The organism is Telluria sp. RT2P19, from assembly GCF_059685725.1.
Map to the genome: position 1 here is coordinate 153,233 of NZ_JCASIL010000006.1, position 13,809 is coordinate 167,041.

The window sequence follows — 13,809 nt, forward strand, 5'->3', positions numbered from 1 at the left end:
CGGTCGTCACGAGAGTGTCGTCCTAGGATCGCCTTTCCATCTTTGCGAAAGGACATCGGCATGACCAGCACCGTAGGAGATTTTTTGCTCGAGCGTCTCGGGCAATGGGGCGTGCACCGCGTTTATGGCTATCCGGGCGACGGCATCAACGGCATCCTGGCCGCCTTCGGCCGCCAGGACGCAATCGAGTTCGTCCAATGCCGCCACGAAGAGATGTCGGCCTTCATGGCCTGCGGCCACGCCAAGTTCACCAACGAGGTCGGCGTGTGCCTGGCGACCTCGGGCCCGGGCGCCATCCACCTGCTCAACGGCCTGTATGACGCCAAGCTCGACCACCAGCCGGTGGTCGCCATCATCGGCCAGCAGCAGCGCTCCGCGCTCGGCGCGCACTACCAGCAAGAAGTCGACCTGGTCACGCTGTTCAAGGACGTCGCGGGCGAGTTCGTGCACATGGCGACCGATGCCGCGCAAGTGCGCCACCTGATCGACCGCGCCATGCGCATCGCGCAGGCACGCCGCTGCGTGACCTGCGTCATCATTCCGAACGACCTGCAGGAAGAAGACGCCGTGCCGCATCCGCCACGCGAACACGGCAGCACCTTCTCGGGCGTCGGCGTCGCGCTGGAAGCCGCCGTTCCACCCATGGAGGCCCTGCGCGCCGCCGCCGACCTGCTCAATGCCGGCAACAAGGTCGCGATCCTGGCCGGCGCCGGCGCCCATGGCGCGCTCGATGAACTGGTCGAGGTGGCAGAATTGCTCGGCGCCGGCATCGCCAAGGCCTTGCTGGGCAAGGCCGTGGTGCCGGACGACCTGCCGTTCTGCACCGGCACCATCGGCATGATTGGCACCCAGGCCAGCGACGCCATGATGAAGGAATGCGACACGCTACTGATGGTCGGGTCGAGCTTCCCGTATGCCGAATTCCTGCCGGAGGAAGGCGCCGTGAAGGCGGTGCAGATCGACGTCGACGCCACCATGCTCGGCCTGCGCTATCCAATGGACGTCAACCTGGCCGGCGACGCGCGTGCGACCTTGCGCGCGCTGGTGCCGCTGTTGCAACGCAAGAGTGATCGCGGCTGGCGCTCGCACATCGAACAGAACGTGGCCGAAAGCTGGCGCGTGCTCGACGAGCGCGCGCGCCAGCCGGGAAAGCCGATCAATCCGCAACGCGCCTTCAGCGAGCTGTCGCCGCGCTTGCCGGACGACGTGATCCTGACCGGCGATTCCGGTTCCGTCTCGGCCTGGTATGCGCTGCACCTGCGCCTGCGGCGCGGGATGATGGCCTCGCTGTCGGGTGGTCTCGCGACCATGGGCTCGGCAGTGCCGTACGCGATGGCGGCCAAGATGGCGCATCCGGGACGGCCGGTGATCGCGCTGGCCGGCGACGGCGCCATGCAGATGAACGGCATGAACGGCCTGATCACGATCGCGCGGCATTGGCGCGACTGGGCCAATCCGACCTTGGTGGTGCTGGTCCTGAACAACCGTGACCTCAATTTCGTGACCTGGGAACAGCGTGGCATGCAGGGCGAGCCGAAGTACGAACCGTCGCAGGAGCTGCCCGATCTTTCGTATGCCGAGTATGCGCGCATGCTCGGCCTGGAAGGGGTGCGGGTCGACGATCCGGAGGAGCTCGGGCCGGCCTGGGAGCGTGCGCTGGCGGCCGGCCGTCCCTTCGTGCTGGAAGTGCTGGCCGATGCGAACATCCCCCCGTTCCCGCCGCATATCGTCGACGCCCAGGCCGACAACGTCCAGCAGGCCCAGGAGAAGGGCGATCCGGAGGCGGCGGACGTCGAACGGGGCATGCGCCAGCAGGGCGACGAGGCGTCGTCGCTGCCGTAATCAAATTGCTAATCGTATGCTGCGCTGCGGGATGTCTCTTTTGTAATCCCTATCTTACATCCTCGCAGCGCGCCTACCGATTTTCGCAACATGGCACAGCTTGGATAATGTCGGTAATCGTCCATAGGACACTTTACGATGCGAGACATGACACCAATGCTGTTAGCCGACGCGCCATGCGTCGAGACTGCGCCGCTGGCCACCGCGCAAGGCGCGAAGGACCTGTATTTTTCGCTGTACGCCGATCCATCGGCGACGCCCGAACAGGCCAAGGATTTCGTGGCCAGCCAGATCGCGGTCGCGCGCGAGCTGCCTTCCGACCTGCCGTCCAGCCTGGGCGAGCTGCAGGGCTGGATCGAGCAGCGCACCGACATCGTCGGCCAGCAGTACCGCGACTACCTCGCCGCGCGCAAGAACGGCGCGCCACGCCGCTACTTCAGCTGCCGCGCACATGCGCTGTACTTCATCAAGGGCGTGGCGCCGACCAAGCTGGTCGACGGCGCCTGGCTGTATGGCCTGACGCGCCAGTGGGACGACGTCGCCTTCCACCCCCTGATCAAGACCTATCTCGAAGAGCTGGGCGACGGCCTGCCCGACAAGAACCACGTCACCCTCTACCGCAAGCTGCTGGCGACCCACGGCTGCGAAAGCTGGGAAGACCTGGGCGACGACCACTTCCTGCAAGGCGCGCTGCAGCTGGCGCTGGGCCACCACGCCGAGCACTTCCTGCCCGAAGTCGTCGGCTACAACCTTGGCTACGAACAGTTGCCGCTGCACCTGTTGATCACGTCCTACGAGCTCAATGAACTGGGCATCGACCCGTATTACTTCACGCTGCACGTCACCGTCGACAACGCTGCCAGCGGCCACGCGCGCAAGGCGGTGCAGGCGGTGCAGGACCTGATGCCGAAAGTCGGCGATCGCGAAGCGTTCTGGCAGCGCGTGGTCGACGGCTACCGCCTCAATGAGCTGGGCGCCAGCACCACGTCGGTGATCGGCGAGTTCGACTTGCAGTCGGAACTGGTCGGCATCCTGGCCGCCAAGAGCGGCGTCGGCAAGAACATGCACTCGGATTACTGCCGCGTCGCCGGCCGCTCGGTGAACGACTGGCTGACCGACCCCGAGCAAATCCCGGCCTTCCTGGCCGCGCTCGAAGGCGCGGGCTGGATCAAGCGCGGAGAAGACGTCGAGCATAGCCGCTTCTGGCGCCTGGTCGAGGGCGAGCGGGCCGAGATGTTCGGTGTGTTCAACGCCTACGAATTGCAGGTGCTGCGCGACTGGATCACCTCCACCGCCGACGGCAAGCCGGCCAGCGCCCAGCGCGTGTTGACGGCGCGTGCGCGCCAGCGCACCCTCGACCAGCTGGGGCAGGGCGCCGAACGCGGACAGGCCTTCCCGGTGCGCGGCCTGATCCGCCGCCACGCAAGCCTGGACGAGCTCGATACCGGCAACGAGTTGCGCCTGCTGGAGCAGCAGGTGGCGGCCGCGAACGGCAAGCAGGAGGCGATGCAGATGCTGGGCCGTCTGCTGTCACCCGAGATTCACCATACGGCGGTGGGCCTGATGGCCACCCGTATGTACACGCAACTGTTCGACGCCTGAACCGCCTGCACAGTGCGATAGCGGCCGGCACGCGATAGAGAGCGCATGCCGGCCGTGGCTGCAAATACGACTATCACAAGGAAATCACACGTGCAAATCCTCGAACAACGCTTCCTGCGCGGACCGAACGTCCATGCCGACTCCCCATGCCTGCTGTCGGTGGTCGACCTGAAGGATTTATACGGCAAGTCCTCCAAGGACCTGCCCGGCTTTAACCACGCACTGCTCGAAGTGCTGCCGTCACTACACGGCGAACGCCTGCCTGCCGGCCAGCCCGGCGGCTTCGCCCAGCGCCTGGCCGAAGGCACCTACCTGGGCCGCGTGATCGAACACGTGACCCTCGAACTGCAGACCCTTGCCGGCGCGCCTGCCAGCTTCGGCCGCACGCGGCCGGTGAACGGCCATCCTGGGCAATTCAGGATCGTGTGCGCCTACCAGTGCGAAAAGCTGGCCGAGCCGGCCTTCGACCTGGCGCTCGACCTGGTCGGCGCGCTGGCGCGCGGCGAAGGCTTCGAACTGGCGCCGCGACTTGAAGAGCTGCGCGGCATCGTGTCGCGCTATGCGATCGGCACCAGCACCGCGTCGGTGGTCAACGCGGCGCTGGAGCGCGGCATCCCGGTACAGCGCATCACCGATGAAGCCAACCTGTTCCTGCTCGGCTGGGGCGTCAAGCAGAAGCGCCTGCAAGCCACCACGACCGGCGACACCAGTTTCATCGCGGTGAAGATCGCGAGCGACAAGCAGCTGACCAAGGCCTTGCTCAAGGAAGCCGGCGTGCCGGTGCCGGAAGGTGACGTGGTCACGACCGTCGAAGCGGCCCAGCGCGTCGCGCGCCGCCTGAACGGACCGGTGACCCTGAAACCACTGGACGGCAACCAGGGCAAGGGCGTGACGGTCGACTGCAACACGCCCGACGACGTCGCGCGCGCCTTCGACTTCGCGCGCCAGTTCGGCCGCCGCATCATCGTCGAACGCCATGTCACGGGCTGCGATTACCGCGTGCTCGTGGCCGGCGGTCGCGTGGCCGCCGCGTCGCGCCGCCGTCCGGCGCACGTGGTGGGCGATGGCATCAAAACCATCCGTGAACTGGTCGAGACCGAGAACGCCAACCCGGCGCGCGGCGCGGGCCATGCAACCATCCTGACCCGGATCGCGCTCGACGATCACGCCGCCGACATGCTGTCGCGCCAGGGCTATGAATTCGACAGCGTGCTGCCCGTCGGCGCGCTGGCGGAATTGCGCGGCAACGCCAACCTGTCGACCGGCGGCACCGCCGAAGACGTGACCGACCTGCTGCCCGACTCCACGCGATTGCTGTGCGTGCGCGCCGCGGCCAAGATCGGCCTGGACGTGGCCGGGATCGACATCGTGTGCCAGGACATCGGCCAGCCGCTGGCCGCCCAACGCGGCGCCGTCATCGAAGTCAATGCGGCGCCGGGCATCCGCATGCACCAGTACCCGAGCGAGGGCGAGGCGCGCGACGCCGGCGAGGCGATCGTCGACGGCCTGATGGGCGCCTCCGATGGCCGCATCCCCGTGATCGCCCTGACCGGCACCAACGGCAAGACCACCACCACCTTGCTGGTCGCGCACGCGGCGCGCATGGCGGGCCGGGTGACGGGTGTGACCACGACCGAAGGCGTCTTCATCGACGGCAAGCAGATCGTCAAGGGCGATTGCACTGGCTACTGGTCGGCGCGCACGGTGCTGCACGCGCCCGAAGTGGAGATCGCGGTGCTGGAAACGGCGCGCGGCGGCATCCTCAAGCGCGGCCTGGCCTATGACCGCTGCGACGTGGCGGTGGTGCTCAATATCGCCGCCGACCACCTGGGCCTGGACGGCGTCGACACGGTCGAAGACCTGGCGCAGGTGAAGGCGGTGGTGGCGCAGTCGGCCTCGAAGGCGGTGGTGCTGAACGCCGAAGATGCGCTGTGCGTCCAGATGGCGCGCCGCGTGAAGCCCGGCGCCGAGATCCTGTTCTTCTCGATGGACGCCGAGAACCCGGTGTTGCTCAAGCATCTGGAAGACGGCGGCCGCGGCGCCTACCTGCAGGATGGCGCGGTGGTGGTGGCCGACGGCCAGATGCAGCAGGCGGTGATCAAGGTCGAAAGCATGCCGGTCGCTTTCGGCGGCCTGGCCCGCTTCAACATCGCCAACGCGCTGGCGGCGGCGGCGGCGCTGATGGCCTCGGGCTTCAGCCACCTGCAGATCGCTGCCGGGCTGTCGACCTTTGTGTCGAACGGCCGCACCAATCCGCTGCGCACGAATATGTTCGACATACGCGGCGTGACGGTGATCGTCGACTACGCCCATAATCCGGCCGCCTACGCGGCAATGGCCGACATGGCCCGCGGCATGCTCCCGGGCCAGCTGGTCGGCATCGTGACCGCTCCCGGCGACCGCCGCGACAGCGACCTGCGCGAAGTCGGCAAGGTCTGCGGCGCCCGTTTCGACGAGCTGGTCGTCTACGAATCGCAAAGCCGCGGCCGCGCCGTCGGCGAAGCCGTCGACCTCATCCTGGGCGGCGCCGAAGACGCCGTCGGCAAGTCAGACACGCTGCACCGCGAACTCGACGTCGGCAATGCGATCCGCCTCGGTCTGAGCTTGTGCGAGCCGGGCGACGTCCTGGTCTTCGCCTGCGGCTCCTCGCTCCAGGTCTTCGTCGACGCCATCCGCGCCACCGACCCCGAAAGCGCCGACATCATCGCCGCCCAAACCTCTTAACCGAGATGTACCGGGATGGTGGACAAGGTTGATCAGGTACACCTGTGCATTTTTTTCCACCTGAGCGGGCGTTCGGCAGGCGGGGTGGTGGGGCCGCTGTCGATGGTAATGCACGTCGATATCGCCGGCGATTGCGGCCAGCGCTGACGCGTGATGATCTTGGAGCGTGCGGTGGGTTACTCTGTTCTTAAGTTTAAGAAGAAGCTCTCTGCCACGGCATTGTCGTGGCACGCTTTCCTCGCCTGATCATGGTTGGTCGAGCCTGCTGATCTTTCAGCGCATTCCTGGACAGGCCTGAGGCGAACTGCCAACCTTGATCTGTGTGGCAAACCGCACCTGCTCATGGGTTCTGCCGCGAAGCATCCTTTCAGTCTGGAGCAGACGCCACATCCTGATCGTGCCAGGAGCATGTCGCTGGGCGTCTGTGCGGCTCCTCGATACGTGAACGCAGTGCAGCGTCCTGGCTTCTGCGCTTGCCTTCAGGGCGCTTGTGCGTTGAATAGCAGCCACTACGGCGAACCTTCTGCAAGCGACACATCATGGACACTGGATCCATGCCGGTATGCTCATGAATGAATGCGTACTTCTCGGCGTGCGGGGCGCAAAGTACGCCTGCGTTTTTACGATGGTGTTCTCCAGCTCGAGACGCTCGTTTTCACGATGTGTTTTGTCCGGCGCATTTTGCCCACCCCAGCCGGACGGCCAGGGCCCTTGAAAGCTTTGCCAGTACCAGCTTCCTCCTTTTGCCCACTCGTACAGCCGGTTGCGCGGCACCGCGCTCAATAGCAAGAGCCGTTGCGTTACCTTCTTGCTGGAGCATGGCAACGGCGCGTTTCTTGCAATCGCTGGTGTGAACAGTGCGTTTCACCGCTGGGGTCGAAGTGTCATCCATAGGCCTTGCCGTCTCCTGCCCGGATGTCGACCCAACCCGGGCCGCCTCAGAGCCGATATGTCGGCTCATCAGTCAAACTTGTCAAACAAGTCGACTGTGCCCCTGCGTCAGATTGTGGCGGCGTCGATGCGGCGCGCCAGATCCGGGCGGGTGGGACGCAGGGCTTCCGTCAATTCCGAAATCGAGGAGCCGCAGCCGAAGACCAGGACGTCCCCCGGGCGGCACATCGACAGGCCCAGGCGGATTGCGCGGTGGACGTCGAGCTCCACCTGCAGCTGCTCGCTGCCGATCTTGCCCAGCTTGGCGCCGCGCGCCAGCAAGGTGGCGGTGTCGCCGGCAGGGCGGCCGCGGTTTTCGGTTTCGTAGATCACCAGTTCGTCGAAGCCGGCGGCGCAGGTGCGGCCGATGTCGATCAGGTCGGCGTCGCGCCGGTCGCCAGGGGCGGCGACGACTCCCACCAGGCGGCCCGGGGTCATCGCGCGCGCCATGTCGGCCAGTGCAGCGTAGGCGGCGCAGTTGTGGGCGTAGTCGACCACCACCGTCACGCCGTCCACGTCGAACAGGTTCGAGCGCAGCGGATTGTGCTTGCTGTCCGAGACGAAGTCGCGCAGGCCGTCACCGATCTCGCTATTGTCGAAGCCGCACGCGATCAGCGCCGCCGCCGCCGCCATCGCGTTGGCGATGTTGTAGCGCGCGCGGCCGCCCAGCGAGGCAGGCATCTCGCGCACATCGAGCAGGGCTTCGTGGCGCAGGCCGCTCGCGATCACGATCGTCGAATCCTGCAGGTAGACCCCGCGTCCGCCGTGCTCGACGTGGCGCAGCAAAACCGGATCCTCGGCGTCCAGCGCGAAATAGATGATCTCGACGCCGTCGGCCAGCTCGGCGGCCATCTGCACGCAATACGTGTCTTCGGCGTTGAGCACCACTGCGCGCGAGGCGCGCCTGGCCACCACCGCCTTCACTTTCGCCAGTTCGTCGATGGTGTCGATGCCATCCAGGCCGAGGTGGTCGGCCGAGACGTTCAGCACCACCGACACATCGCAGCGGTCAAAGGCAAGGCCGCGCTTGAGGATGCCGCCGCGCGCCGTTTCCAGCACCGCGAAATCGACGTCGGGCGCGCCCAGCACGCTGCGCGCCGAGTGGTAGCCGGTGCAGTCGCCTTCATAGGCCAGCTGGCCGTTCAGGTAGACGCCGCTGGTGGTCGTGACGCCGGTGCGCAGGCCCGCCATGCGCACGGTGTGCTCGATCAGGAGGCTGGTGGTCGTCTTGCCGTTGGTGCCGGTGACGGCAACCACCGGAATGCGTCCATTGCAGCCCCCGAACAGCGCCTCGACGATGGCCTCGCCGGCGTCGCGCGGCGTGCCGCGGCTCGGGTACTGGTGCATGCGGATGCCCGGCGCGGCGTTGACTTCGATAATGCCGCCACGCTGCGCGCGCAGCGGTTGCGCGATGTCTTCGCAGATGATGTCGATCCCCGCTACGTCCAGGCCGATGGTGCGCGCGGCGCGGATGCAGATGTCGCGGGTGTCTTCCGGCAGCAGGTCGGTCACGTCTTCGGCGGTGCCCCCGGTCGACAGGTTGGCGTTGCCGCGCAGGTCGGCGCTCACGCCGTCGTCCAGCACGGTGTCGAGGTGATAGCCCTGCTTGGACAGCGCCTCGTCGGCCAAGGCGTCGAGCGCGATCCTGGTAAGAATATTGGTATGCCCGTCGCCGCGCGCCGGATTGCGGTTTTCGAGCTCGACCAGTTCGCGGATGGTCGACTTGCCGTCGCCCGTGACGTTGGGCGGACGGCGCCACGAAGCGGCGGCAACGCGATTGCCTGTGACGAGCACGCGGTAGTCGCGCCCACGCAGGTATTCTTCGACGATCACGCGCCGTCCGTGCCTGCGCGCGAACTCGAAGGCGCGGGCCACGGCCTCGGGCCCCACGCAATCGACCGTCACCCCCTTGCCCTGGTTGGCGTCGAGCGGCTTGATGGCCACTGGGCGGCCGAGCCGGCGCGCGATACGCTGCGCCGCTTCCACCGTGGTGACGACCTCGCCCTGCGGCACCGGAACGCCGGCCTGATCCAGCAAGGTCTTGGTCAGCTGCTTGTCGCTGGCGATGCCGACCGCGATTGAATTGGTCGCGCCGGTGATCGTCGCCTGCAGGCGCTTCTGGCGGCTGCCCCAGCCCAGCTGGAACAGGTTCGCCGTGTCGAGCAGGCGCAGCGCCGGAATACCGCGCCGCAGGGCAGCATTCACGACGGCGCCGGTGCTGGTGCCGATCGCATGGTCTTCGGCCACCTCGCGCAATTCGCGAATGGCGCCGTCCAGGTCGAAGGGCAGGTCGCGCGCCAGCGCTTCGAGCAGGTTCATCGCGGTGCGCAGCGCTTCCTCGGCCACCTGTTCGATCGCATAGCCGCACACCACGCGGCGCTGCTCGGGCCGGCCGGTCACGGGCAGGGTGGCGCCATGCTCACCCGGCGCGCCGGCCAGGCGCTGCAATTCCATCACGACCGGTTCGAGCGCGTCGACGAGCAGCGCGTCGTCGGCCAGGCGCACCGCGGCTTCGACCGGCAACGCCGGCAGTAACGCGAGCAGGCGCGCGGCGAAGCCGCGGCCCGTGGCGCCGCCGTTGGCGATCAGCGCCATCAGGCAGGGACTGGCAGCGTACAGATTGGGCCCGCGCAGCAGGCGTTTTTCCTTGATTCTCATGACAGTGTGGTCCGTTTGGTGACATTTTCCAGGAAGTCCAGCAGCTGGGGCGGCACCCGCTTGCCAACCCGTTCTTCCCCATTGGGCAAGCAATACTTGCTCCCGGCCGGCAGCAGGTGCAGGCGCACGTCGATCAGTTCGGGCGTGGTGCGGTCCCTGATCTCGGCCACATTGGTGCTCATCGAGCGGCCGTCGACCACGGTCACCGCGCCTTCGCCCAGGACCTCGATGCCGACGCCGCGCTCGATGATCAGCGCCGTGTCCTCGTCGATGCCGATCCCCTGTAAATAGGGGTTCTGGGCCACGACCGACAACAGGCGTGAAAGACGCTGGCGCTCCGAGAAGTGCTGGTCGACGACCACGCGGTGCAGGAAGCCGAGGCCGGCCCCCAGGCTCACCGAGCCTTTCTCTGGCAGCAGGTCGGTCCGGCCCTGGGCCAGCATATGGCCGGACATGGCCGACGCCCCGGCGCTGGTGCCGCCGATGGTGGCGCCGCGCACCTTGAGCGCGGTGTGCATCTCGGCGTCCAGCGCCGTACCACCGATCAGGGCCAGCAGCCGCTTCTGGTCGCCGCCGGTCATGAAGATGCCGTCGGCCCCGGCCACCTGCCGCACGAAGTCTTCGCTATTGGCGTCCTCGCGGCTGGTGATCTCGAGGTGCGAACGCTCCTTGACGCCCAGTGCGCCGAATACGCCGTCATAGATCTTCCACATCTCGTCGGCAATCTGGCTGGCCGCCGTGATCACCACGATGCGAGCATCCGCGCCGCCAGCCAGTTCGACGAAGCGCGACAGGATTTCCATATCGTGCTTGCGGTCTTCGCCACCGCCGATGATGACCAGGTGGCCGTTCTTGTGTTCGATTGCGTTGCTCATCGTTGCACCATTTTCGAATAAGGCATGTCACTGTTGCTGCGCGCGCCGGCCTCATGGCGGCTGACGGCGATCAGGCCGACCGAGATCTCGGGCGCGAACAGGTCGACCCCGCGCTGCAGCGCCTGATCGAGCGCCATGCCGTCCGCGATCCAGCCGTACACGGTGCGCGCCAGCAGGTGGCGCACGATGTGTTCGCCAATGCCGCTGGCCGCGACCGCGCCTTCGGGGCCGGCATAGAAGCCGCTGCCGATGATCGGCGTGTCGCCGACGCGGCCAAGCAGCGACGGCGCCGAGCCACCGGTCGAACAGGCCACGGCGAAGTGGCCGTCGGCGCCGCGCACGACGGCGCCGACGGTGTCGCAGGCGACCCCTTCGGGCAACTGCAGCGGGGTGTTGTAGTTCCAGAAGCGGTCGAACAGCGCGTTGTTCACGCCCGGCATGGCCGGCACCGAGCCGGCCAGTTGCGCCATGAGCTTGCGGTGGTCGGCACGCTGGCGCTCCGATATCGGCGCCCCTTGCGGCATGCCGATCGTGCGCGCAAAGCGCACGGCGCCTTCACCGGCCAGAAGCCAGTGCGGCGTGTCGGCCACGGCGCGCGCCAGCTGCACGGGATTCTTGACCGCCTGCACGCAGGCGATCGCGCCCAGGCGGCCGCGGGTATCCATGATCGATGCATCCATTTCAGTGGTGGCGCCGTCGAGGCCCAGCACCGCGCCGCTGCCGGCATTGAAGCGGCCATCGTCCTCGAGGGCGGTGACCGCGGCAATCGCCGCGTCCAGCGCGTCGCCATTGACTTCCAGCTGGGCCAGGGCGCGGCGCGCGGCGAGAACGCAGCCGTCTTCGTTCTCGCACGACGCACCGGCGCCGCCATGTACCACGACGGCGCCAGCGTGTTGGGGGTTGCTCATCTCGTCCAATCCTTGTGCATTATTGTTATGTCGGTTGGCCGCGCATCACCGTGCGCGGCCAGTGCACATTATGCAAAAGCTATTGTTGAAGCAATATCGGTAGCGCCGCCGTGTGAATGTAAGAGGCCGCTTACAGGGGAGTCAGACGGCCTGAAGGGAATACAAGCGGCGGGGAATCTGGTACGATACCGCCCCTTCGATATAAAGGTTCCTATGGCGCACGCTTGCGGCGTTGACTTCGGCACGTCCAACTCCACTGTCGGCTGGCTCCGGCCAGGCACGACGCATTCCGCCCCGACGGCGCTCCTGGCGCTCGAGGACGGCAAGCAGACCTTGCCGTCGGTGGTGTTCTTCAACGCCGACGACGAGCGGGTCAGCTATGGCCGCGCGGCGCTGGCCGAATACCTTGAAGGCTATGAGGGCCGCCTCATGCGCTCGCTCAAGAGCCTGCTCGGCACGAGCCTGATCGACGGCCAGACCGAGGTCGCCGGCCGCTCCCTGCCATTTCGTGCGCTGCTGGCCCAGTTCATCGGTGAAGTGAAGCGCCGCGCGGAAAACCAGGCCGGCGCCGCCTTCGACAGCGCGGTGTTCGGCCGCCCGGTGTTCTTCATCGACGACGACTCGCAAGCCGACCGGCTGGCCGAGGACACCCTGCATGAGATCGCGCGCTCGGTGGGCTTCAAGGACATCGGCTTCCAATATGAACCGATCGCGGCCGCCTTCGACTACGAGGCGCGCATCGACCGCGAAGAACTGGTGCTGATCGCCGACATCGGCGGCGGCACCTCGGATTTCTCGCTGGTGCGCCTGGGACCACAGCGCGCGGCGCGCCTGGACCGGCGCGACGACATCCTGGCCAACGGTGGCGTCCATATTGGCGGCACCGATTTCGACAAGTACCTGAGCCTGGCCAGCGTGATGCCGCTGCTCGGCTACGGGAGCAAGCTGCGCTCGGGCGCCGCGATCCCGTCCAGTTATTACTTCAACCTGGCGACCTGGCACACGATCAACCAGGCGTATACGCGCAAGAGCGTGTCACAGCTGGCCGACCTGGCGCGCGATGCGGCCGAACCGGCTAGAATCGCACGTTTGCAGAACCTGATCGACGACCGCGCCGGCCACTGGCTGGCGATCCAGGTCGAGGGGGCCAAGATCGCGCTGTCGGACGCCGACATGGTGCGCCTGCAGCTCGATCGCCTGGCGCCGCCCGAGACACTGGACGTCGCGCGCATGCAGTTCGAGGCGGCCATCGCCGGGCTGGTCGACCAGGTGGCGACCACGGTTGGCAAGCTGTTCGCCGACGCCGGCGTCACGCCCGACCAGGTGGATACGGTTTTCTTCACGGGCGGTTCGAGCGGCGTCGGCCTGCTGCGCGAGCGCATCGGCGCCATGGTGCCTGGCGCGCGCCGCGTCGAAGGCGACCTGTTCGGCAGCATCGGCACCGGCCTGGCGCTGGACGCGCTGCGCAAGTTCGGCTGACGCCCGGTCAGCACACAATAGGGAAAAGAAGGATGAGTATTTACGATCGACCGCTGGTGATGCTCGACTTCGAGACCACCGGCCTGTCGCCCGAGATGGGCGACCGCATTACCGAAGTGGCGGCGCTGCGCATCGTCGGCGGCGAGGTGACCGAGCGCTATGTCTCGCTGGTCAACTGCGGCGTGCGGGTCCCGTCCTTCATCACCCAGCTGACCGGCATCACCCAGCAGATGGTGGACAGCGCGCCGCCGGCGCACCAGGTGGTGCCTGAGTTGCTCGACTTCATCGGCGGCGACGTGCTCTCGGCGCACAACGCCAGCTTCGACGAGAAGTTCCTCAAGGCCGAAGGCGCGCGCTTTGGCCGCGCCACCGCGCACGCCGGCCTGGTGTGCTCGCTGAAGCTGTCGCGGCGCCTGTTCCCCGGCCTGGCCAGCTACAGGCTGGGCCAGCTGTCGCAGCAGCTCGGCATTGAATTTCGCGGCACTGCCCACCGCGCCGAGGCCGACGCCCAGGTCGCCGCCGACGTGCTGCTGCACGCCGCGCGCCACCTCGGCCGCGCCTGCGGGATCGAACAGGTCGAGCCGGCGCTGCTGGTCTCGATCAACAAGGTCGCGGCCGCCAAGATCCCGGCTTTCCTCGACAAGTACGCGGCCACCGTGCGCGAGCGCCGCAGTGCGGCCGCGGCAGCCGCACCCGCCGTCGCGGTCTGAGCCGTCCCTGGCGGCGCGATCGGCGCGCCGTTGAACGTCCGATTGTGCGGTCGCAAATCCCGATTCACTCGCGCTCCTTAA

General features: G+C 67.1%; 9 protein-coding genes. 6 read left to right on the top strand and 3 right to left on the bottom strand.

Annotation, left to right across the window (positions count from 1 at the left end; translation table 11 throughout):
* Positions 1-60 precede the first annotated feature (60 nt).
* From AC56KW_RS10170 to AC56KW_RS10185, 4 genes are all read left to right on the top strand, one after another.
* Positions 61-1,842 (top strand): thiamine pyrophosphate-requiring protein, encoded by a 1,782-nt coding sequence (locus AC56KW_RS10170; RefSeq protein WP_497170612.1) that lies wholly within the window; start codon positions 61-63, stop codon positions 1,840-1,842.
* A gap of 156 nt (positions 1,843-1,998) precedes the next feature.
* Positions 1,999-3,444 carry an iron-containing redox enzyme family protein gene (locus AC56KW_RS10175; RefSeq protein ID WP_497170613.1) on the top strand — a complete coding sequence of 482 codons (1,446 nt, stop codon included), beginning with the start codon at positions 1,999-2,001 and terminating at the stop codon, positions 3,442-3,444.
* A 90-nt stretch (positions 3,445-3,534) separates the two neighbouring features.
* Positions 3,535-6,168, top strand: a complete 2,634-nt coding sequence (gene cphA, locus AC56KW_RS10180) for a cyanophycin synthetase (RefSeq protein ID WP_497170614.1) — start codon at positions 3,535-3,537, stop codon at positions 6,166-6,168.
* 15 nt (positions 6,169-6,183) lie between these two features.
* The gene (locus AC56KW_RS10185) at positions 6,184-6,315 is read left to right on the top strand and encodes a hypothetical protein (protein WP_497170615.1); all 132 of its coding nucleotides are present in this window, start codon (positions 6,184-6,186) and stop codon (positions 6,313-6,315) included.
* A gap of 852 nt (positions 6,316-7,167) precedes the next feature.
* Here AC56KW_RS10185 and cphA (AC56KW_RS10190) read toward each other — a convergent pair.
* From cphA (AC56KW_RS10190) to AC56KW_RS10200, 3 genes are read right to left on the bottom strand one after another with little or no spacing between them, the layout of a single operon-like run.
* Positions 7,168-9,756 carry a cyanophycin synthetase gene (gene cphA, locus AC56KW_RS10190; protein WP_497170616.1) on the bottom strand — a complete coding sequence of 863 codons (2,589 nt, stop codon included), beginning with the start codon at positions 9,754-9,756 and terminating at the stop codon, positions 7,168-7,170.
* On the bottom strand, positions 9,753-10,631 hold the full coding sequence (locus AC56KW_RS10195; RefSeq protein WP_497170617.1) for a cyanophycinase: 879 nt from the start codon (positions 10,629-10,631) through the stop codon (positions 9,753-9,755). Before AC56KW_RS10195 ends, cphA (AC56KW_RS10190) begins: the two co-directional genes overlap by 4 nt.
* The gene (locus AC56KW_RS10200) at positions 10,628-11,539 is read right to left on the bottom strand and encodes an isoaspartyl peptidase/L-asparaginase (protein WP_497170618.1); all 912 of its coding nucleotides are present in this window, start codon (positions 11,537-11,539) and stop codon (positions 10,628-10,630) included. The genes AC56KW_RS10195 and AC56KW_RS10200 overlap by 4 nt, the downstream gene beginning before the upstream one ends.
* 213 nt (positions 11,540-11,752) lie before the next feature.
* On the opposite strand from AC56KW_RS10200, the gene AC56KW_RS10205 reads away from it, so the two are divergent.
* Positions 11,753-13,018 (top strand): Hsp70 family protein, encoded by a 1,266-nt coding sequence (locus AC56KW_RS10205; RefSeq protein ID WP_497170619.1) that lies wholly within the window; start codon positions 11,753-11,755, stop codon positions 13,016-13,018.
* Between the two features lie 32 nt (positions 13,019-13,050).
* Entirely contained in the window at positions 13,051-13,728 is a 678-nt protein-coding gene (locus tag AC56KW_RS10210) for a 3'-5' exonuclease (RefSeq protein ID WP_497170620.1), read from the top strand.
* The last annotated feature ends 81 nt before the right edge of the window (positions 13,729-13,809 follow it).